19 protein-coding genes and 5 tRNA genes are annotated in these 19426 nt (G+C 70.0%); 16 read left to right on the top strand and 8 right to left on the bottom strand.

Going from position 1 to position 19426, the window contains the following annotated elements; genetic code table 11:
- Window positions 1-133: 133 nt before the first annotated feature.
- The 3 genes from ABZ877_RS06210 to ABZ877_RS06200 form a co-directional block, all read right to left on the bottom strand.
- Window positions 134-547: a roadblock/LC7 domain-containing protein gene (locus tag ABZ877_RS06210; protein WP_164305831.1), complete on the bottom strand. Its 414-nt coding sequence runs from the start codon at window positions 545-547 to the stop codon at window positions 134-136.
- Window positions 548-556: 9 nt separating this feature from the next.
- Window positions 557-4408 carry a nitrate- and nitrite sensing domain-containing protein gene (locus tag ABZ877_RS06205; RefSeq protein ID WP_361065157.1) on the bottom strand — a complete coding sequence of 1284 codons (3852 nt, stop codon included), beginning with the start codon at window positions 4406-4408 and terminating at the stop codon, window positions 557-559.
- Between the two features lie 668 nt (window positions 4409-5076).
- The gene (locus ABZ877_RS06200; protein ID WP_361065154.1) at window positions 5077-5436 is read right to left on the bottom strand and encodes a hypothetical protein; all 360 of its coding nucleotides are present in this window, start codon (window positions 5434-5436) and stop codon (window positions 5077-5079) included.
- 264 nt (window positions 5437-5700) lie between these two features.
- On the opposite strand from ABZ877_RS06200, the gene ABZ877_RS06195 reads away from it, so the two are divergent.
- From ABZ877_RS06195 to ABZ877_RS06155, 9 genes are all read left to right on the top strand, one after another.
- Window positions 5701-5889 (top strand): hypothetical protein, encoded by a 189-nt coding sequence (locus ABZ877_RS06195; RefSeq protein WP_361065151.1) that lies wholly within the window; start codon window positions 5701-5703, stop codon window positions 5887-5889.
- 130 nt (window positions 5890-6019) lie between these two features.
- On the top strand, window positions 6020-6805 hold the full coding sequence (locus ABZ877_RS06190; protein WP_361065148.1) for a fumarylacetoacetate hydrolase family protein: 786 nt from the start codon (window positions 6020-6022) through the stop codon (window positions 6803-6805).
- On the top strand, window positions 6789-8273 hold the full coding sequence (gltX, locus tag ABZ877_RS06185; RefSeq protein ID WP_361065145.1) for a glutamate--tRNA ligase: 1485 nt from the start codon (window positions 6789-6791) through the stop codon (window positions 8271-8273). Before ABZ877_RS06190 ends, gltX begins: the two co-directional genes overlap by 17 nt.
- Window positions 8274-8352: 79 nt before the next feature.
- Complete coding sequence (locus ABZ877_RS06180; protein ID WP_361065142.1) at window positions 8353-9111, top strand: HAD family hydrolase; 759 nt, start codon at window positions 8353-8355, stop codon at window positions 9109-9111.
- Window positions 9112-9200: 89 nt separating this feature from the next.
- A tRNA-Gln gene (locus ABZ877_RS06175) sits at window positions 9201-9272 on the top strand.
- A gap of 42 nt (window positions 9273-9314) precedes the next feature.
- Window positions 9315-9387: transfer RNA gene (locus ABZ877_RS06170), tRNA-Glu, on the top strand.
- 62 nt (window positions 9388-9449) lie between these two features.
- A tRNA-Glu gene (locus tag ABZ877_RS06165) sits at window positions 9450-9522 on the top strand.
- 30 nt (window positions 9523-9552) lie between these two features.
- Window positions 9553-9624: transfer RNA gene (locus ABZ877_RS06160), tRNA-Gln, on the top strand.
- Window positions 9625-9665: 41 nt separating this feature from the next.
- Window positions 9666-9738: transfer RNA gene (locus ABZ877_RS06155), tRNA-Glu, on the top strand.
- A gap of 141 nt (window positions 9739-9879) precedes the next feature.
- On the opposite strand, the gene ndgR is transcribed toward ABZ877_RS06155, so the two are convergent.
- A complete protein-coding gene (gene ndgR / locus ABZ877_RS06150; protein ID WP_324767461.1) occupies window positions 9880-10596 on the bottom strand; it encodes an IclR family transcriptional regulator NdgR in 717 nt (238 codons plus the stop codon).
- A gap of 186 nt (window positions 10597-10782) precedes the next feature.
- On the opposite strand from ndgR, the gene leuC reads away from it, so the two are divergent.
- The 4 genes from leuC (at window position 10783) to ABZ877_RS06130 (ending at window position 14206) form a co-directional block, all read left to right on the top strand.
- On the top strand, window positions 10783-12213 hold the full coding sequence (gene leuC, locus ABZ877_RS06145) for a 3-isopropylmalate dehydratase large subunit (RefSeq protein ID WP_361065138.1): 1431 nt from the start codon (window positions 10783-10785) through the stop codon (window positions 12211-12213).
- A gap of 6 nt (window positions 12214-12219) precedes the next feature.
- Window positions 12220-12813 (top strand): 3-isopropylmalate dehydratase small subunit, encoded by a 594-nt coding sequence (gene leuD / locus ABZ877_RS06140; RefSeq protein WP_361065135.1) that lies wholly within the window; start codon window positions 12220-12222, stop codon window positions 12811-12813.
- 297 nt (window positions 12814-13110) lie between these two features.
- On the top strand, window positions 13111-13350 hold the full coding sequence (locus ABZ877_RS06135) for a hypothetical protein (protein ID WP_361065132.1): 240 nt from the start codon (window positions 13111-13113) through the stop codon (window positions 13348-13350).
- Window positions 13351-13483: 133 nt separating this feature from the next.
- On the top strand, window positions 13484-14206 hold the full coding sequence (locus ABZ877_RS06130; protein ID WP_361065128.1) for an HU family DNA-binding protein: 723 nt from the start codon (window positions 13484-13486) through the stop codon (window positions 14204-14206).
- Between the two features lie 134 nt (window positions 14207-14340).
- Here the strand turns inward: ABZ877_RS06130 and ABZ877_RS06125 are convergent, their stop codons facing one another.
- Both ABZ877_RS06125 and cofC read right to left on the bottom strand, forming a co-directional pair.
- Complete coding sequence (locus ABZ877_RS06125) at window positions 14341-14544, bottom strand: hypothetical protein (protein ID WP_361065125.1); 204 nt, start codon at window positions 14542-14544, stop codon at window positions 14341-14343.
- Between the two features lie 13 nt (window positions 14545-14557).
- Complete coding sequence (cofC, locus tag ABZ877_RS06120; protein ID WP_361065123.1) at window positions 14558-15202, bottom strand: 2-phospho-L-lactate guanylyltransferase; 645 nt, start codon at window positions 15200-15202, stop codon at window positions 14558-14560.
- A 135-nt stretch (window positions 15203-15337) separates the two neighbouring features.
- Here cofC and ABZ877_RS06115 point away from each other — a divergent pair, with 135 nt between their 5' ends.
- From ABZ877_RS06115 to ABZ877_RS06105, 3 genes are all read left to right on the top strand, one after another.
- Window positions 15338-16114, top strand: coding sequence for a lysophospholipid acyltransferase family protein (locus tag ABZ877_RS06115; RefSeq protein WP_361065120.1), 777 nt, complete (start codon window positions 15338-15340; stop codon window positions 16112-16114).
- Window positions 16111-17133 carry an NAD(P)H-dependent glycerol-3-phosphate dehydrogenase gene (locus ABZ877_RS06110; RefSeq protein ID WP_361065116.1) on the top strand — a complete coding sequence of 341 codons (1023 nt, stop codon included), beginning with the start codon at window positions 16111-16113 and terminating at the stop codon, window positions 17131-17133. The genes ABZ877_RS06115 and ABZ877_RS06110 overlap by 4 nt, the downstream gene beginning before the upstream one ends.
- A 103-nt stretch (window positions 17134-17236) precedes the next feature.
- Window positions 17237-18415 carry a D-alanine--D-alanine ligase family protein gene (locus tag ABZ877_RS06105; protein WP_361065113.1) on the top strand — a complete coding sequence of 393 codons (1179 nt, stop codon included), beginning with the start codon at window positions 17237-17239 and terminating at the stop codon, window positions 18413-18415.
- 16 nt (window positions 18416-18431) lie between these two features.
- On the opposite strand, the gene ABZ877_RS06100 is transcribed toward ABZ877_RS06105, so the two are convergent.
- Complete coding sequence (locus ABZ877_RS06100; RefSeq protein WP_361065110.1) at window positions 18432-18941, bottom strand: DUF3515 domain-containing protein; 510 nt, start codon at window positions 18939-18941, stop codon at window positions 18432-18434.
- 20 nt (window positions 18942-18961) lie between these two features.
- Window positions 18962-19195, bottom strand: a complete 234-nt coding sequence (locus ABZ877_RS06095) for an Lrp/AsnC ligand binding domain-containing protein (RefSeq protein WP_351165332.1) — start codon at window positions 19193-19195, stop codon at window positions 18962-18964.
- Window positions 19196-19426 lie beyond the last annotated feature (231 nt).

Raw genomic sequence — 19426 nt, 5'->3', positions numbered from 1 at the left:
GGGGGATTGTGACGGCCATACGGTGACAGGACGCAGATCGGAAGGGGATTACGTGACTTCTCTGGTTTCCGGGACCGGTGATGCACCAGACTTCTGGTGTGGCCGGGGTTACCGGCCGTCACCCCCGGTCGGGTCAGTGCAGAAGACTGCCCTGCAGCTCTGCGCGCAGGTCCGGGGTGAGCACGGCGCCCGCCCGGTCGACGAGGAGCGCCATCTCGTACCCGACGAGGCCGATGTCGCAGTCCGGGTGCGCGAGCACGGCCAGCGACGATCCGTCGGAGACGGACATGATGAAGAGGAAGCCGCGCTCCATCTCCACGACGGTCTGATTGACCGGGCCGCCCTCGAAGATTCTCGAGGCCCCCGCCGTCAGCGAGGTCAGACCCGACGCCACGGCCGCGAGCTGGTCCGCGCGGTCGCGCGGGAAGCCCTCGGACATCGCGAGCAGCAGACCGTCCGCGGACACCACGACCGTGTGGGAGACCCCCGGCGTGTTGTCCACGAAGTTGGTGATCAACCAGTTCAGGTTCTGTGCCGCCTGGCTCATCTGGCTCAACTAACGCTCCTGCTGGTGAGTGGGGCGGGGATAGCTGCCGGTCTGGCCGGAGTTACCGGCCTGCCGGCCCTGCTGGATGCCCCTACGGAGATTGGTCAGCCGTCCCCGCACCTCGTCGGGTGCGCGTGAGACCTGCGGGCCGGTCTGGTTCTGCTGTTGCTCCTGGGCCGTGCCCGCCACGAGGTTCGCCCGCGGCACACGGCGCGGCAGACCCGAGACGGTGACGCCGCCCGCGGCGGGCTTGCGCACCCGCTCGGCCTGACGCATCAGCTCGTCGTTCGGGGACTGCCGCCAGTTGGACTGGTTCTGACCGGAGTCGGGGGCGGCGGGCGCCTGGCGGGCCACGCCGTTCTGCGGCTGCGGACGCTGCGGCAGACCGCGCTGCGGCAGGGGACGGCCCTGCGGAGCGGGCTGCGCCTGCTGCGGGTCCTGGCCCTGCTCGGGCCGGCCGTTCCGGCCGCCCTGGCTCTGCTGGCCGTGGAACCAGTTCGTCTCGAGCGTGTCGTACAGCGGGGTGCGGCCGTCGCCGGGACCGGTGGCCGGCGGCAGGTAGTCCTGCTGCGGCTGCTGCTGCGCCGGACGCTCGTACGCGTACGGGTCCTGCTGCGCCGGGGCCTGGAACTGCTCGAACTGGCCGGTCGCGGCCGGGTCCTGCGGCTGCTCGTAGCGCACCTGCTCGTACTGCCCGGTGTCCGACGCGCTCTGCTGCGGCTCGTACTGCGCGAACTGACCGGTCGCGGCCGGGTCCTGCGGACGCTCGAACTGACCGGTTTCGGACGGGTTCCGCGGCTGCTCGTACTGGCCGGTGTCCGACGGGTTCTGGCCGCCGGGTATGCCACCACTCGGTATGCCGCCGAAGACGTCGGAGCGGACGAACTGGCCGCCGTCCTGGTCCGCGGGGCGCGGCGCGTCGAAGTCGGGGCGGGGGAACTCGGCCGTGGCGGCCGGGCCCTGGTGCGCGTCCTGGACCCGCGGGTAGCGCGCCGTCGAGTCCGGCTCGTCGTGCTCGCGCGGGGCGTCGAGGCGCGGCTGGGCGTTCTCGTCGCTCCAGCTCGGCACGCGGGGCTGCGGGTCGCCGCCCGGCAGCTCGGCGCGCGGGCCGCCGCGCGGGGGCAGCACCGGACGGCGCCGGCCGCCCTGCTGCTGCTCGGCCGGGTCGTTGTGAGTGCGCTGCTGCGGCGGGACCGGGCCCTGCCCGAAGACGCCGGAACCGTTCGGCGCCTGCGGAGCGGGGGCGTCCTGCGGGTTCTGGGGGGCCTGCGGGCCCCGCTGGGCGCGCGCGGGCAGCGGGGGCTGCTGCCGCTGCGGAGCCTGCGGGTTCTGCGGGGCCATGGGGGCCTGGGGGTTCTGCGGACCCTGCGGGTTCTGCGGGCCGCGCGGCTGTCCCGGCCTGCCGGTGTCGCGCGGACCCTGCGGGACCTGCGGGTTCTGCGGACCACGGGGGCCCTGGCCCTGCGGCGCCTGCGGGTTCTGCGGACCCTGCGGGGCGGGGGCGCCGTCCCGGCCGGGCAGCGCCGCACGGGGGCCACCGGCACCCGCGCCGACCTGCGGCCGCGCCGCACCCGGTCCGGCGTTCAGACGGCCACCGTTGCCGTTGCCCGTGCCCGGGGCGACACCCCGGCGCGCGGCGGCGGCACCGGCCGCGGCCTGCGCGGCGGCGGGACCGCCACCACCCGGACCACCCTGGCCGGGCAGCTTCTTGCCGCCCTGGGCGACGTCCACGGGGAGCATGACGAGCGCGGTCGTACCACCGGAGTCGGACGGCCGGAGCTGGATGCGGATGCCGTGGCGCTGCGACAGACGGCCGACCACGAACAGACCCATGCGGCGGGAGACGGAGACGTCCACGGTGGGCGGCGAGGCGAGCCGCTCGTTGATCGCGGCGAGGTCCTCGGGGGAGAGGCCGATGCCGGTGTCGTGGATCTCGATCAGGACGCGGCCGTCGGGCAGCGCGTGACCGGTCACCTTCACCTTGGTCTGCGGGGACGAGAACGAGGTCGCGTTCTCGAGCAGCTCGGCGAGCAGGTGCACGAGGTCGTTGACGACGCGGCCCGCGACCTCGGTGGTCGGCACCGAGGCCAGCTCGATGCGCTCGTACTGCTCCACCTCGGAGGCGGCGGCGCGGAGCACGTCGACCAGGGGCACGGGGCGCGTCCAGCGGCGGCCCGGCTCCTCACCGGCGAGGACGAGGAGGTTCTCGCCGTTGCGGCGCATGCGGGTCGCGAGGTGGTCGAGCTTGAACAGCGAGGAGAGCTGGTCGGGGTCGGCCTCGCGGGACTCCAGCTCGGAGATGAGCGAGAGCTGGCGCTGGATGAGGCCCTGGGAACGCCGCGAGAGGTTGGTGAACATCGCGTTGACGTTGCCCCGCAGGAGGGCCTGCTCGGCGGCGAGGCGGACGGCCTCGCGGTGCACGTCGTCGAAGGCCGCGGCCACCTGGCCGATCTCGTCCCGGGAGTGCACACCGACCGACTCCACGGACGTGTCGACGTCCTGCGGGTCGGACTCGGAGAGCTGCTTGACCAGCTCGGGCAGGCGGTCCTGGGCGACCTTGGTCGCGGTGTCCTGGAGCCTGCGCAGCGAACGGATCATGGAGCGGGCCACGACGAACGCGCCGACGAGGGAGACGCCGAGGACGACGAGGATCAGCGCACCGTTGACGATGGCCGACTGCTCGGAGGCGTTGCGCAACTCACGGGCCTGCTGCTCCATCTGGTTGAGCAGCGTCAGCTCGATCTTGGACATCTCCTGGATCCGGGCGCTGTCCGCGTCGACCCAGTCCTTGTAGGAGCGCTTGTCCTGCGACCTGATGCCGTCCGACTTGGCCAGTACGCGCTCCGCGTACTTGTCGGCAGCCTTGATGGTGGCGTTGTTGTCCTCGATGGGCTTCAGCAGTTCCGTCGCCGCCACGTTGCCGTAAACGCTTCTGAACGAGTCGAGCTGCGATTTTTGGTTGCTGGCGGCACCAAGCGCGTACTGACGGTCAGTATCCGAGATCGAACCGAAGTGAGTGCTATTGGCCGGCAGCGCGGCGGCGATGACGGCACGCTGTTCGGACGCGTATTCCTTGGCCGAGGAGAAAGCGGCCAGGGCGCGGGTTCGCTGAATCATCTCGGGGCTGCTGGTGGCCTGGGCCATGTCCGTGGACAAGGAGAGCAGCTGCTCGATGATGCGCGCGTACGCCTCTACCGTCTGCGACGAGTTGGTTTTTTTGGCGTAGGCGTTCTGCCGGATCTCGTTGATGCCGATCAGCTCGTGAGCGATCTGCACGGCGTGCTCACGCACGCCGTTGAGACTGTCGGCATCGCCCTCGATGTCCGTCGTGCCCTGCAGGAACGTGTCGCGGGCGCGGTTCGTCTTCTCGCGCGCTGCCTTGATGTTGAAGTCGTTCGTCGCCTTGGGGTCGTTGGACAGCGGCCCCGCCGACTGGTCGCGCTCCTCCTGGAGGGCCGAGGCCAGGTCGGTGGCCTGCTTCGTCATCTCCGTCAGCAGCTTCATGTTGTCGAGCTGCTTGATGTCGTCCAAGGACTCCGCGATCCGCAGCGCGCCGAGGGAGGTGGCGGCGACCACGGGGAGGGTCAGCAGGGCGACCAGACGGGTCGAGATGCGCCAGTTGCGCAGGGCGACCCGGGGGCCGGGGCCGGTCGGGCCCTTCGGCTTGGCGGAGGCCGGCGCGGGCGTGGCTGCGCCGCCGGACGTCGCGGCGCGCCCGTCGCGCTCCCCGGCGTCGACGGACGCGGTGCGCCCCGGGTTCTGGGCGTGCGGGGGCTGGGAGCCGCCTGTTATCGGGCCGGTCCCGCCGCGCGGCTCCGGCTCCGCCGCAGCGCTGCCATCCCTGTTCTTACGTCCCTGCACTAGCGTCGCAACCTCTGGACCAGGCGTCCCGCTCGCATGCGCGGGCAGGACGGTGTCGGCGTAGTTCGAGGGGCGACCTGAAACGCCCCCCTGTTGGTCGTGAGTGACCGGCGCCGGCTCCCCCTTTCCGCCGCCGCTCGGCGCTTGAGTCGCGCCCCCGTGCGCCGGCGCAGTCCGCGGCGGTCCCGGGAATTTCAGCACAGTGCAGGATCTCCAACAAGGCCCGAGGGGCGCAGCGCACCAGTCGTGACGCCACGTGAGGGAGGGGTAACCAGCCGTAGAAGCAATCTAGTTGAAACCGGGCGTTCAAGGAGGTTCTACGTGTAGCTTGGGGAAGGTGGAGTCGCGTGATCGGGAGCCCAGTGATGGCTTAAGTGACGCAATGTCCGATTTTCGCTTGTCGCTCGTCGGTTTGGATTGCCCTATTTGCGTGCGCCTTCGTGAGTAAACTCACAGGCCGCCGGTGGCGCCTTTCCGGCTTTGGGCGGGAAAGCGTTGTTCTGCGCCTCCAGAGAGGCGTCGCCACGCTCCGTGCTGCTCGCGCGGTCCCCGTCGCGTCTGGACGGTGGTCGTTCAGCCAAGGTGTGGCACTGGCGCTGTCCGGGCGACGAAATGAGATGGCCCGTCGCTCAAGGCGACGGGCCATCAAGCATCACGAAACTTCGCCTCTATGCGCAGGCCAGCTTCCAGGCCCCGTACGAGCCGGACACGTACGAACCGTTGTCTACAAGGCCGGCCCGCATAAAGAAGCAGGCGTTCTCGGTGAAGTCCCTGTTGTAGACGAAAGCATTGTCCCAATTGAGGCCAGTTGCGCCCAAGGTGTAGTCCTTCGTCCACTTGGGATCGCTGGTGCTTGGCGTGCCGGTAGACGTAGTCGGCACCGTGGCCTGCAGGCGCACTCCCCTGCCGTCGGAACAAGCATCCTGGAACCTGAAGACATCGCCGTATTTAGAGAACGCTACGACGCCGCATGAGTTGTTCGAAAATGCGAAGTAGTCGAGCGAGTAGGCGTTGGCTGACGTCGTCACTCCAATGGTCAGAGCCGCAGTGGCTGCAGCCACTGTCGCAACGCGCTTAAAATTCCGCATGGTTTCCTCCCCTGTGCCCTTACTTGGGTGCTGCGATGCAGTACATGATCGCCAACGGCACTATGCCTTGAGGTGGAGAAGGAGGCAATGGTTAGTTTGAGGCGTCACTGTGGAATCGGACGGTGCATGTTGATATGCTCCGGTGTTCGATCCCGATGAGGGCAACGCAGCCATCGAGCGGGAAGGTTCTAGAGCGCAGTAGTCATGAGGACGATGATGACGTATCTCCACCTTGCAAACCCGCGGCGTACCACGCTGGCGCACCTCAAAGACGCCGCTGATCTGCAGGCCGCTCCGGCCCTCCCGGAACACTCGGTCACACTTCCGACGAATACCGCGAACCCGAAGCGTACGATCCTGACGGTCGCGCCGAAGATCCCTGCGAGCAGCTGAGAGAGGCGCCTCCTGAGGGGGCCCGTCGGCGATGCCACGCCGCTCGACGGAACACTGTCTACGCCCCGCGTTAGCCTGGACACGTACGCATACTCAGGCCCACCGGCAAGTTAAAGGGGCGCAGCCACCCGTGCGCATCGCCAGATTCTCCATCGACGGGAACGTCGCCTTCGGCGCGGTCGAGGGCGACAAGCCAGACGAGCTCGTCCTCGACATCATCAAGGGCATCCCCTTCGCGGACTTCGAGCTCTCCGGCACCAAGGTCCCGCTGAGCAAGGTCCGGCTGCTGCCGCCCGTGCTCCCCAACAAGGTGATCGCCTTCGGCCGCAACTACGCGGAGCACGCGAAGGAGCTGGGCCACGAGGTCCCCGACGCCCCCTTCGCCTTCTTCAAGCCGTCGACGTCCGTGATCGGCACCGGCGACGAGATCCAGTACCCCTCGTTCTCGCAGGAGCTGCACCACGAGGCGGAGCTGGCCGTCGTCATCGGCCGCATGTGCCGCGAGGTCCCGCGTGAGCGCGTCAATGACGTGATCCTGGGCTACACCGCCGCCAACGACGTGACCGCCCGCGACGTGCAGAGGCGCGAGAAGCAGTGGGCCCGCGCCAAGGGCTTCGACACCTCCTGCCCGCTCGGTCCCTGGGTGGAGACGGACCTGGACGTGGCCGCCGCCTCCGACCTCGGCATCCAGTGCACGGTCAACGGGCAGCAGCGCCAGCTCGGCTCCACGTCCCAGATGATCACGTCCATCCCGGACCTGATCGCCAACATCTCCGAGGCAATGACCCTGCTCCCGGGCGACGTCATCCTCACGGGCACCCCGGAAGGGGTCGGCCCCCTGCAGGCGGGCGACGAGGTCGCCGTCAGCATCGAAGGCATCGGCACTCTCACCAACAAGGTTGTCAAGCGTGGCTAGCGCACCCGTACGCGTCCGTTTCTGCCCCTCGCCCACCGGTAACCCCCATGTGGGCCTGGTCCGCACCGCCCTGTTCAACTGGGCCTTCGCGCGCCACCACCAGGGCACCCTCGTCTTCCGCATCGAGGACACCGACGCGGCCCGCGACAGCGAGGAGTCCTACAACCAGCTCCTCGACTCGATGCGCTGGCTCGGCTTCGACTGGGACGAGGGCCCCGAGGTCGGCGGCCCGCACGCCCCGTACCGGCAGTCGCAGCGCATGGACCTCTACAAGGACGTCGCGCAGAAGCTGCTCGACGCCGGGCGCGCGTACTACTGCTACTGCTCCACGGAGGAGCTGGACGCCCGCCGCGAGGCCGCCCGCGCCGCCGGCAAGCCGTCCGGCTACGACGGCCACTGCCGCGAGCTGACCGCCGAGCAGAAGGAGGCGTACGAGGCCGAGGGCCGCAAGCCGATCGTCCGCTTCCGGATGCCCGACAAGACGATCACCTTCACGGACCTGGTCCGCGGCGACATCACGTACGAGCCGGAGAACGTGCCGGACTACGGCATCGTCCGCGCCAACGGCGCCCCGCTGTACACGCTGGTCAACCCGGTCGACGACGCGCTGATGGAGATCACGCACGTCCTGCGCGGCGAGGACCTGCTCTCCTCGACCCCGCGCCAGATCGCCCTGTACGACGCGCTCAAGGACCTCGGCATCGCCAAGGAGACCCCGCACTTCGGGCACCTGCCGTACGTCATGGGCGAGGGCAACAAGAAGCTCAGCAAGCGCGACCCGCAGTCGTCGCTGAACCTCTACCGCGAGCGCGGCTTCGTCCCCGAGGGCCTGCTCAACTACCTGTCGCTGCTCGGCTGGTCGCTCTCGGCGGACCGCGACATCTTCTCGATCGAGGAGATGGTCGCCGCGTTCGACGTCGCCGACGTGCAGCCGAACCCGGCCCGCTTCGACCTCAAGAAGTGCGAGTCGATCAACGGCGACCACATCCGCCTGCTCGACCCGAAGGACTTCGCGGCCCGCTGCGAGCCCTGGCTGAGGGCCCCGTACGCCCTGTGGGCGCCCGAGGACTTCGACGAGGCGAAGTGGGCGGCGATCGCCCCGCACGCCCAGACCCGCGTCAAGGTCCTCTCCGAGATCACCGACAACGTCGACTTCCTGTTCCTGCCGGAGCCGGTCTTCGACGAGGCGAGCTGGACCAAGGCGATGAAGGAGGGCTCCGACGCCCTCCTCGCCACGGCCCGCGAAAAGCTGGAGGCGGCGGACTGGACGTCCCCCGAGTCCCTCAAGGAGGCCGTCCTGGCCGCCGGCGAGGCCCACGGCCTCAAGCTCGGCAAGGCCCAGGCGCCGGTCCGCGTCGCGGTCACCGGCCGTACGGTCGGCCTCCCGCTCTTCGAGTCCCTGGAGATCCTGGGCAAGGAGAAGACGCTGGCCCGCATCGACGCGGCGCTGGCGAAGCTCGCCGCCTGACCCGCGGCACGCGCGCAACCGGACGGCCCGGTCGACGGAACACCCCGTCGGCCGGGCCGTCCGGCGTTACGGTCATGACATGCCGCAGCACGACGCCGCCGGGCCCTTGACGTCCCTGAGGAACGTCAAGGCCATCGTCTGGGACATCGACGACACCCTCTTCGACTACGCCACCGCCGACACCGCCGGGATGCGCGCCCACCTGACCGCCGAGGGGCTCCTCGACGCCTTCGGCACCGCCGAGCGGGCGCTCACCCGGTGGCGGGCGCTGACCCGCGAGCACTGGGCCCGGTTCGAGGCGGGGGAGACCGACTGGGAGGGGCAGCGCCGGGACCGTGTGCGCGCCTTCGTGGGGCGGCTCCTCGACGACACGGCGGCCGACGCCTGGTTCACGCGCTACCTCGGGCACTACGAGGCCGCCTGGGCCCTGTTCCCGGACACCGTGCCCGTCCTGGACGCCCTCGCGCGCACGCACCGCCACGCCGTGCTCTCCAACTCCTCGCTCCACAATCAGGACCGCAAACTGCGCGTCCTCGGTGTGCGGGACCGCTTCGAGGCCCTCCTGTGCGCCGCCGAGCTGGGCGTCGCCAAGCCGGACGCCGCCGCCTTCCACGCCGTCTGCGACGCGCTGGGCCTCGCCCCGCACGAGGTCGCGTACGTAGGTGATCAGCCGGACACGGACGCGCGCGGCGCCGTCGAGGCGGGGCTGACCGGTATCTGGCTGGACCGCGCGGGCGTCGGCGGCCGCCCGGAGCTGGTCCGCGTCACCGGCCTCGACCAGCTCCCGGCGCTGCTGGCCCGCGATACCCGTTTTGGAGCGCCGGAGACCTTCGGGTAATGTTCTTCCTGCGCCGAGGGAAGCGAGCCGAAAGGCCGGGCCCCGAAAGCGCAAGCCGGACAAAGATCCCGACGGGGTCGGCGTTTTGGTGGCCTATGGTGTAATTGGCAGCACGACGGTTTCTGGTTCCGTTAGTCTAGGTTCGAGTCCTGGTAGGCCAGCTCGCAGAGCTCATCTGCACCTGTGGATTCCAGATCCACGAAGCCCCCGTTGTGTAGCGGCCTAGCACGCTGCCCTCTCAAGGCAGTAGCGCCGGTTCGAATCCGGTCGGGGGTACAGATCCTTCCCACGAGGACGGCACGGGTAGCTCCCACCGACTTCGCTGCAGGATCGCTAGGGCCCCCGTTGTGTAGCGGCCTAGCACGCCGCCCTCTCAAGGCGGTAGCGCCGGTTCGAATCCGGTCGGGGGTACTGGTCGGACCCCAGTGGTCTGAACCACTGTGGCCTATGGTGTAATTGGCAACACTACGGTTTCTGGTACCGTCATTCTAGGTTCGAGTCCTGGTAGGCCAGCTCGCAGAGCTCATCTGCAACCGCGGATTCCGATCCGCAAGGCCCCCGTTGTGTAGCGGCCTAGCACGCCGCCCTCTCAAGGCGGTAGCGCCGGTTCGAATCCGGTCGGGGGTACAGCACGAAGAGGCCCTTCCCGTAAGCGCGGGAAGGGCCTCTTCGCGTATGCCCGGCGTACGGTCACGAAGACAACCGCGGCCGGTCGCTGCGGCGTTGGAGCGACCGGCCGGAACTGGCAGGAGGAACGGGCGACTTGCGTCAGCCGGTGCGGCGCAGGGCCTCGGAGAGGCGGCCCGCGGCGTCGATCACGGCCTGGGCGTGCATCCGGCCCGGATGCCGGGTCAGGCGCTCGATGGGGCCCGAGACCGAGACGGCGGCCACCACCCGGTTCGACGGGCCGCGCACGGGCGCGGAGACGGACGCGACGCCCGGCTCCCGCTCGCCGATCGACTGGGCCCAGCCCCTGCGGCGTACGCCCGACAGGGCCGTGGCCGTGAAGCGGGCGCCCTGGAGGCCGCGGTGCAGGCGCTCCGGCTCCTCCCAGGCCATCAGGATCTGCGCGGACGAGCCCGCCTTCATCGTCAGCGTCGAACCGACCGGGACCGTGTCCCGCAGGCCGGACAGGCGCTCCGCCGCGGCGACGCAGATGCGCATGTCGCCCTGGCGGCGGTAGAGCTGCGCGCTCTCGCCCGTGACGTCCCGAAGGTGCGTGAGCACCGGGCCCGCCGTCGCGAGCAGACGGTCCTCGCCGGCCGCCGCGGAGAGCTCCGCGAGGCGCGGGCCGAGGATGAACCGGCCCTGCATGTCCCGCGCCACCATGCGGTGGTGTTCCAGGGCCACCGCGAGGCGGTGGGCCGTCGGTCTTGCCAGTCCGGTGGCCGCTACAAGTCCTGCGAGGGTCGCGGGCCCGGACTCCAGGGCGCCCAGGACAAGGGCTGCCTTGTCCAGAACGCCGACGCCGCTACTGTTGTCCATGCGTCGATACTCCCGTCTCACTCTGTGAAACGCAAGTTCAAATATCCGTGGAACTTGCCACTCTGTACGGACGCCGGTCCGTGGACCAACGGACCCGGCAGCCGGCGTCCGGTACGAGGGGTACGAGCGACGGCGATCCGAAATCTCTAGTTGGGCCGGCGCAACCGGTCGGCCGAAGGGAAAGCGATGGGTAGGACACTCGCGGAGAAGGTCTGGGACGACCACGTCGTCCGGCGCGCCGAGGGCGAGCCCGACCTCCTCTTCATCGATCTGCACCTGCTGCACGAGGTGACCAGCCCCCAGGCGTTCGACGGCCTCCGGCAGGCCGGGCGCCAGGTGCGCCGCCTCGATCTCACCATCGCCACCGAGGATCACAACACCCCGACCCTCGACATCGACAAGCCGATCGCCGACCCCGTCTCGCGCGCCCAGCTGGAGACGCTGCGCAAGAACTGCGCCGACTTCGGTGTCCGCCTGCACTCGCTCGGCGACGTCGAGCAGGGCGTCGTCCACGTGGTCGGCCCGCAGCTCGGCCTGACCCAGCCCGGCACCACCGTGGTCTGCGGCGACTCGCACACCTCCACGCACGGCGCGTTCGGCGCGCTGGCGTTCGGCATCGGCACCTCGCAGGTCGAGCACGTGCTGGCCACGCAGACGCTGCCGATGGCCCGCCCGAAGACCATGGCGATCACCGTCGACGGCGAACTGCCCGAGGGCGTCACCGCCAAGGACCTGATCCTGGCGATCATCGCCAAGATCGGCACCGGCGGCGGCCAGGGCTACATCATCGAGTACCGCGGCTCCGCCATCGAGAAGCTCTCGATGGAGGCCCGCATGACGATCTGCAACATGTCGATCGAGGCCGGTGCCCGCGCGGGCATGATCGCCCCCGACGCCACCACCTTCGACTACCTCAAGGGCCGCGCCCACGCCCCCGAGGGCGAGGAGTGGGACGCCGCCGTCGCGTACTGGAAGACGCTGCGCAGCGACGACGACGCGGTCTTCGACGCCGAGGTCTTCATCAAGGCCGAGGAGCTGTCCCCGTTCGTCACCTGGGGCACCAACCCCGGCCAGGGCGCTCCGCTTTCGAGCACCGTCCCGGACCCGGCCTCGTACGAGGACGCCTCGGAGCGTCTCGCCGCCGAGAAGGCCCTGGAGTACATGGGGCTGACCGCCGGGCAGGCGCTGCGCGACATCAAGGTCGACACCGTCTTCGTCGGCTCGTGCACCAACGGCCGCATCGAGGACCTGCGCGCCGCCGCCGCCCTCGTCGAGGGCCGCAAAGTCGCCGACGGCGTACGGATGCTGGTCGTCCCGGGCTCCGCGCGGGTCGGCCTCCAGGCCGCCTCCGAGGGCCTGGACAAGGTCTTCAAGGAGGCCGGCGCCGAGTGGCGGCACGCCGGCTGCTCGATGTGCCTCGGCATGAACCCGGACCAACTCGCCCCCGGCGAGCGCTCCGCGTCCACCTCCAACCGCAACTTCGAGGGCCGCCAGGGCAAGGGTGGCCGCACCCACCTGGTCTCGCCCCAGGTCGCCGCCGCCACCGCCGTCCTCGGCCACCTGGCCTCCCCGGCCGACCTGTCCGACGCCGAAGCCCGTACGCCCGCTGGAGTCTGATCAGCCATGGAAGCATTCACCACGCACACCGGGCGGGCCGTCCCGCTGCGCCGCAGCAATGTCGACACCGACCAGATCATCCCGGCCCACTGGCTCAAGAAGGTGACCCGGGACGGGTTCGAGGACGGGCTGTTCGAGGCCTGGCGCAAGGACCCCGAGTTCGTGCTCAACAAACCGGAGCGCGCGGGCGCCACGGTCCTGGTCGCGGGCCCCGACTTCGGTACGGGCTCCTCGCGCGAGCACGCGGTGTGGGCGCTGCAGAACTACGGCTTCAAGACCGTCATCTCCTCCCGCTTCGCCGACATCTTCCGGGGCAACTCCCTCAAGAACGGCCTGCTGACCGTGGTCCTCGACCAGAAGGTCGTCGACGAGCTGTGGGAGCTGGTCGAGCGCGACCCGCAGGCCGAGGTCACGGTCGACCTGGAGAAGCGCGAGGTCCGCGCCGAGGGCGTCACCGCCTCCTTCGAGCTCGACGAGAACTCCCGCTGGCGGCTGCTCAACGGGCTCGACGACATCAGCATCACCCTGAGCAACGAGGACGACATCGCCGCCTACGAGGCGAAGCGCCCGTCGTTCAAGCCGCGGACCGTCCAGGTCTGAGCGAGGACCGTTCGGCTCCCGGGCAAGGCTCATTCAGGCCACATCCGCAGGCTCCGTACCCCCAATCGTGCATCGGTTGGGGGTACTTCTGCGTCCGGCCCCGGACGGCCCACGCGCCCTCATCGCGGCGGCCTGCGGGGACCATCAACTCCCGTGGTTACCAGGGGTGTTAGCGGGGTACGCGAGACTCGGCGCCACTGCGGACGAGCGCGGCGCGCACGGGCTCAGGAGGCGTTTGTGGGGCGGGAGTTACCCCCTGCGGAGGCGACAACTCGCCCCAGATGGCACAATCTGTGCATGGAACACGACGGCCAACTCCCGATGTACGCGGCGGTCGCGAACCAACTCAAGGAAGCGCACGCCCGAGTGCGCGCACTGCAAGTCCCGGAGGGCGTACGGATGGCGCTGACCCGGAAGCTGCTGGCCATTACGGCCGCGGCCAAACACGATCTCGCCGGTGCGGCCAGACGTCTGGAGCGATTCGGTGCGGACCTCGACGACTTCGAAGAGGGCTCCCGCACGGAAGAGGAACTCTGAGACGGCCGAGTTCGTTGCGGCACAAGGGTGATTAGCCCGTTTCGTGTTTGATTTGCGGTATATATCTGCCTAACGTGCGAAAAAGCCGGGGGCGAAAGAGATTCGTTCCGGCAATGTCTCCGAAGGGGAAGACGTGAACAAGGCGCAGCTCGTAGAAGCGATTGCCGACAAGGTCGGTGGCCGTCAGCAGGCCGCCGACGCCGTCGACGCGGTACTCGACGCCATTGTCCGGGCCACGGTCAACGGCGACCGTGTCTCGGTCACCGGCTTCGGTTCGTTCGAGAAGGTGGACCGTCCGGCCCGGTACGCCCGCAACCCCCAGACCGGCGAGCGCGTCCGGGTCAAGAAGACCTCCGTGCCGCGCTTCCGCGCAGGCCAGGGCTTCAAGGACCTCGTCGCGGGCTCCAAGAAGCTCCCCAAGAACGACGTCGCGGTCAAGAAGGCGCCCAAGGGCAGCCTGACCGGCCTCGCTTCGGCGACCGTCAAGAAGGCCGCGGCCAAGAAGACGACCGCGAAGAAGGCCGCCACCGGCACCGCCAAGAAGGCCACGCCGGCGAAGAAGTCCACCGCGACGGCGAAGAAGACGACGGCAACGGCGAAGAAGACCGCCGGCACCGCCAAGAAGACGTCCCCCGCGAAGAAGACGACGGCGACGAAGTCCACCGCCGCCGCGACGAAGAAGGCGTCCCCCGCCAAGAAGACGACGGCGACGAAGTCCACCGCTGCCGCCGCCAAGAAGGCGTCCCCCGCGAAGACGGCCCCCGCCAAGAAGGCCACGGCCAAGAAGGCGCCCGCCAAGAAGTCGACGGCCCGCAAGACGACGACCGCCAAGAAGGCCACCGCCCGCAAGAAGTAAGGGCACACGCCACGAGGCTGCTCAACGCGCCGGGCCGGGCTCCCCTCGGGGAGCCCGGCCCGCGGCGTGTCCAGCCTTCCCGGAGGCGGTCCTACGGGAGCCGGTTCCGCGGGGCCGGATCCGCGGGGGACGGTTCAGAAGGTCTGGAGGGTCACGAGCGTGATCTGCCGCGCCTCGCCCTCGCCCCGGACCTCGATCCGCACGCGCTGCCCCGGCCGCAGCAGCCGCAGGCCGCCCGCGTCGAAGGCGGCGGTGTCGAACGGCAGCGGCGTGCCGTCGTCCAGGAGGACGCTGCCGGAGCGGGAATCGGGGTCGTACGTGTACGCGGTGGCCTGCATACGGGCAGCGTACTCAGTCCTGCGCCGCGTCCAGGGACAGCAGTCCGGCCGTGGCCCGCGCGGTGTACGGGCCCACGCCGAGCACGAGCGCCGCGCGCAGGTCCTCGCCCGTGTCGACGTCCTGGCGCACGGAGTCGACCCCCTCCAGCGGGAGTTCCGCCGCGCCCGACGCCGTGTGCCGGGCGCGCGACGCCGCGCCGAATGCGGGGGACAATTCCGCGCCGGGCGCGGCGGACAGAAGCGTCGTGCCGATTCCGGCGGCGTCGGGCAGAAATGCCCGGGGAAATGCGGCGGCCGCGCCGAGAACGCGGGCCAATTCCTCGGGGCGCAGCGCGGGGAGATCCGCGTTGAGCGCGGCCACGGGCGCGGCCGGAGATGAGGCACGTACGAACTGGGCGCCGTGCGCGAGAGCCGCATTGAGTCCGGCCTGCGGCGTGTCGGGGACGACCCGGGCGCCGAGAGCCCCCAGTTCACGACCGGCGCGGACATCGTCCGTGACGACCACCACATCGCTTACCGCCGTACAGGCGCCCGCGGCGGCCACGGTGTCCTGGGCGAACGCGAGGGCGAGGCCCGGGCGCAGGCCGCCGGCCGCGGGCGCCAGCCTGCTCTTGGCCCGCACCAGCGGTTTCAGCGGTATCACCAGGGTCCACTGCACGCACCTATTGTGACCTGTGCATGAGGTGAGCCCGTTCGGGCGGGCGTACGGTGTTCTCGACAGACCGGTGGCCTGGGGCGACACTTGTGCGGCCCGACGGGGCCCACCCGCCAGGTCCTAGAGGAAGGTGTCCGAGTGTCCCGCCGCAGAATCGGCTTCTGGTACCGCTTCGCCGCGGTCCTGTGCAAACCGCCCCTGGTGGTTCTGTTCAAGCGGGACTGGCGCGGAATGGAGAACATTCCGGCCGACGGTGGATTTATCACCGCGGTGAACCACAATTCGCATCTGGACCCGTTCCTCTACGCCCACTATCAGTACAACACCGGACGAGTCCCGCGTTTCCTCGCCAAGCACGGCCTCTTCCGGAAGGGCTTCGTCGGCGCGGCGATGCGCGGCACCGGACAGATTCCCGTCTATCGCGAGTCGACGAACGCGCTGAGCGCCTTCCGCGCCGCGATCGACGCCGTGGAGCGCGGTGAGTGCGTCGCCTTCTATCCAGAAGGAACGCTTACCCGGGACCCCGAACTGTGGCCCATGACCGGTAAGACCGGCGTGGCGCGAGTGGCCCTCCAGACCCGCTGCCCGGTCATTCCCGTCGGCCAATGGGGCGCCACCGACGTCCTCGCCCCCTACGCGAAGAAGCCGCATTTCTTCCCCCGCAAGACCCACCACGTCCTCGCCGGGGAACCCGTCGACCTGTCGCGGTTCTACGACAAGGAGATGACACCGGATCTCCTCAAGGAAGCGACCGAGGTCATCATGGGGGAGATCACCCAACTGGTCGCGCAACTGCGCGGCGAACCGGCCCCGCAGAAGCGTTACGACCCGCGCGAAGCCCGGCTGGAGCAGCGCCGCAAGGCACAGGCGCGGCGCGGAAGTTCACAGAGCGGCAGTTCGGAGGAGAGCAAGTGAGCCGACCCGTGAAGGCCGCAGCGAAGGTCGCAGTCTTCGGGACGGGATCGTGGGGCACCGCGTTCGCCATGGTCCTCGCGGACGCGGGGTGCGACGTGACCCTGTGGGGCCGCCGCGCCGAACTCGCCGACGCCATCAACTCCACCCACGTCAACCCCGATTACCTGCCCGGCGTCGAGCTGCCCGCGAGCGTACGGGCGACGACCGACGTGGCCGAGGCCGCCGACGGTGCCGACTTCACCGTGCTCGCCGTCCCCTCCCAGACCTTGCGCGAGAACCTCGCCGCGTGGGCGCCCCGGCTCGCCCCCGACACCGTGCTCGTCTCCCTGATGAAGGGTGTGGAGCTCGGCTCGGCCATGCGGATGAGCGAGGTCATCGAGGACGTCACGAAGGTCGGCGCCGACCGCGTCGCGATCGTCACCGGACCGAACCTCGCGCGCGAGATCGCCGCCCGGCAGCCCGCCGCCGCGGTCGTCGCCTGCCGTGACGAGGCCGTCGCCCAGCGCCTCCAAGTCGCCTGCCACACCCCGTACTTCCGGCCCTACACCAACACCGACGTGGTCGGCTGCGAACTCGGCGGCGCCGTGAAGAACGTCATCGGGCTCGCCGTCGGCATCGCGGACGGCATGGGGCTCGGCGACAACACCAAGGGCTCGCTCATCACGCGCGGCCTCGCCGAGACCACCCGGCTCGGGCTCGCCATGGGCGCCGACCCGCTGACCTTCTCCGGGCTCGCGGGCCTCGGCGACCTCGTCGCCACGTGCTCCTCGCCGCTGTCGCGCAACCACACCTTCGGCACCAACCTCGGCAAGGGCATGACCCTCGAAGAGACCATCGCCGTCACCAAGCAGACCGCCGAGGGCGTCAAGTCCTGCGAGTCCGTGCTCGACCTGGGGCGGCGTCACGGCGTCGACATGCCGATCACGGAGACCGTCGTCGGCATCGTCCACGAGGGGAAGCCGCCGGTCGTCGCCGTGAAGGAGCTGATGTCCCGCTCGGCCAAGCCCGAGCGGCACTGAGCCCTCCTGACCTGGGTGCTGGGCAGGGGCGACGTGGCCCGGCCCGGCGCAGGCCGACTCCTTCGCTGACTCCTTCTGTACCAGCAGGTACGCTCATCGCGATATGAGCAGCGAGAACCTTCCCCAGAGCCCTGCGCCCGCCGAGCCCTCCGCGCCCGCGGGCGGGCAGAAGCCGCGCGTGGCCGTCGTCTTCGGTGGCCGTAGCTCCGAGCACGGTGTCTCCGTCGTCACCGCGGGCGCCGTGCTGCGCGCCATCGACCGCTCCAAGTACGACGTGCTGCCCATCGGCATCACGCGCGAGGGCCGTTGGGCGCTGACCTCGGACGACCCCGAGCGGATGGCGATCACCGACCGCAAGGTGCCGGACGTCGCCGATCTCGCCGACTCGCCCGAGGGCGGCGTGGTCCTCCCCGTCGACCCCTCCTCGCGCGAGGTCGTCTACACCGAGCCCGGCTCGGTCCCCAAGGTCCTCGGCGACGTCGACGTCGTCTTCCCCGTCCTGCACGGCCCGTACGGCGAGGACGGCACGATCCAGGGGCTCCTCGACCTCTCCGGGACGCCGTACGTCGGCTGCGGTGTGCTCTCCTCGGCCGTCGGCCAGGACAAGGAGTACATGAAGCGGATCTTCACCTCCTTCGGCCTCAAGGTCGGGCCCTACCTCGTCATCCGGCCCCGCGAGTGGGAACGCGACCAGGAAGGCGCCCGGCGGCGCATCGCCGACTTCGTCAGCGAGCAGGGCTGGCCGCTGTTCATCAAGCCCGCGCGCGCCGGCTCCTCCATCGGCATCACGAAGGTCGACTCCTTCGCCGGGCTCGACGAGGCCATGGAGACCGCCCGCGCCCACGACCCGAAGGTCATCGTCGAGGCGGCGATCATCGGGCGCGAGATCGAGTGCGGCGTGCTGGAGTTCGAGGACGGGCCGCGCGCCTCCGTCCCCGCCGAGATCCCGCCCGTCCAGGCCCACGACTTCTACGACTTCGAGGCCAAGTACATCGACTCCGCCGCCGGGATCGTGCCCGCCCCGCTCACGGCGGAGCAGACGGCCGAGGTCCAGCGCCTCGCCGTCGCCGCGTTCGACGCCGTGTCCTGCGAGGGCATCGTCCGGGCCGACTTCTTCCTCGGCGAGGACGGCGAGTTCGTCATCAACGAGATCAACACGCTGCCCGGCTTCACGCCCATCTCCATGTACCCCCGGATGTGGCAGGAGAGCGGGGTCAGCTACCCGGAGCTGGTGGACCGGCTGCTGCAGGCGGCACTGCGACGCCCGACGGGGCTGCGGTAGCCACCGCGTACCCGGGTCAGGAGGCGACCCCCTTCGGGATCGCCTCCTTCACGGCCGGAGCCAGATCGACCAGGACACTGGAGCTGTCCCGCCCCTTCTCCGCGCTCACCTCGACATACGCCTCACGGTTGGCGGTGGTGAAGCGGTACGAGCCGTCGTCCCGCTTCTCCATCAACCAGTCCACCCCGTTCACCCCACCGGCGACGGCGTCGGGATCGCCGCCCTCCGCCACCTTGGGATCGATCATCTTCGGGGGCTGAGCGACCCCGCAGCGCAGTATGATCGCGTTGCTTCCCCAGGCAGCGGTCAACGTGGACGCCGGCTCGGGGTCCTCGCGGCTCAGACCGTCCACCTTCGACGGCAGGACCTTGTCCAGGTTCCGGCACAGCTTCTCGGCCGTCGCGCCCGGACGGGGAACCACGACCGACGCGCTGCCGTCTGCCGAGGAGCAGCCCGCCAGGGCGATCGGCAGGCACAGCGCGGGCAGCCCGATGACAAGACGGAGCCGGTGACGGAAAAGGTTCACCGGCACAGGGTAGACGGGGGCTACAAGTGGACGACCGGGCAGGTCAGGGTGCGCGTGATGCCGTCCACCTGCTGGACCTTGGCGACCACCATGCGACCCAGTTCGTCGACGGTGTCGGCCTGCGCGCGAACGATCACGTCATAGGGGCCGGTGACATCTTCGGCCTGGATCACTCCCGGAATCTTCGCGATGAGCTCGGCGACGGTCGACGCCTTGCCTACTTCGGTCTGGATCAGGATGTACGCCTGTACCACGGAACCTCCAGGGCGGCCACGAGGATCATGTGGGGGAAAGGGACGCCACGGTATCGCGTCGCCGCTCGCCACGGGGAGACCCGGGCCGACTGTGGCGCGCACACCGTGTACGGCATCGTGGGGTCCGGCCCGTGCGAGGAGCGGAGGGCCTGGTGGTGAGCGGCTCGGCGCGCCGGACGGTGGGACGTGCGGACGACCCTCCAAGGGGCTGCACGAAACGCCCGTTCTTGA

This window comes from Streptomyces sp. NPDC046939 (assembly GCF_040644575.1).
Classification (GTDB): domain Bacteria; phylum Actinomycetota; class Actinomycetes; order Streptomycetales; family Streptomycetaceae; genus Streptomyces.
This window is presented reverse-complemented; position numbering and strand designations above follow the sequence as displayed.

Bases quoted from the DNA above. Each gene is read 5' to 3' on its own strand.
- ABZ877_RS06180 (WP_361065142.1), top strand. From the start codon at position 8,353: ATGCCGCAGCACGACGCCGCCGGGCCCTTGACGTCCCTGAGGAACGTC.
- leuD (WP_361065135.1), top strand. From the start codon at position 12,220: ATGGAAGCATTCACCACGCACACCGGGCGGGCCGTCCCGCTGCGCCGC.
- ABZ877_RS06125 (WP_361065125.1), bottom strand. From the start codon at position 14,544: ATGCAGGCCACCGCGTACACGTACGACCCCGATTCCCGCTCCGGCAGC.
- leuC (WP_361065138.1), top strand. From the start codon at position 10,783: ATGGGTAGGACACTCGCGGAGAAGGTCTGGGACGACCACGTCGTCCGG.
- ABZ877_RS06135 (WP_361065132.1), top strand. From the start codon at position 13,111: ATGGAACACGACGGCCAACTCCCGATGTACGCGGCGGTCGCGAACCAA.
- ABZ877_RS06105 (WP_361065113.1), top strand. From the start codon at position 17,237: ATGAGCAGCGAGAACCTTCCCCAGAGCCCTGCGCCCGCCGAGCCCTCC.
- ndgR (WP_324767461.1), bottom strand. From the start codon at position 10,596: ATGGACAACAGTAGCGGCGTCGGCGTTCTGGACAAGGCAGCCCTTGTC.
- ABZ877_RS06210 (WP_164305831.1), bottom strand. From the start codon at position 547: ATGAGCCAGGCGGCACAGAACCTGAACTGGTTGATCACCAACTTCGTG.
- ABZ877_RS06195 (WP_361065151.1), top strand. From the start codon at position 5,701: ATGAGGACGATGATGACGTATCTCCACCTTGCAAACCCGCGGCGTACC.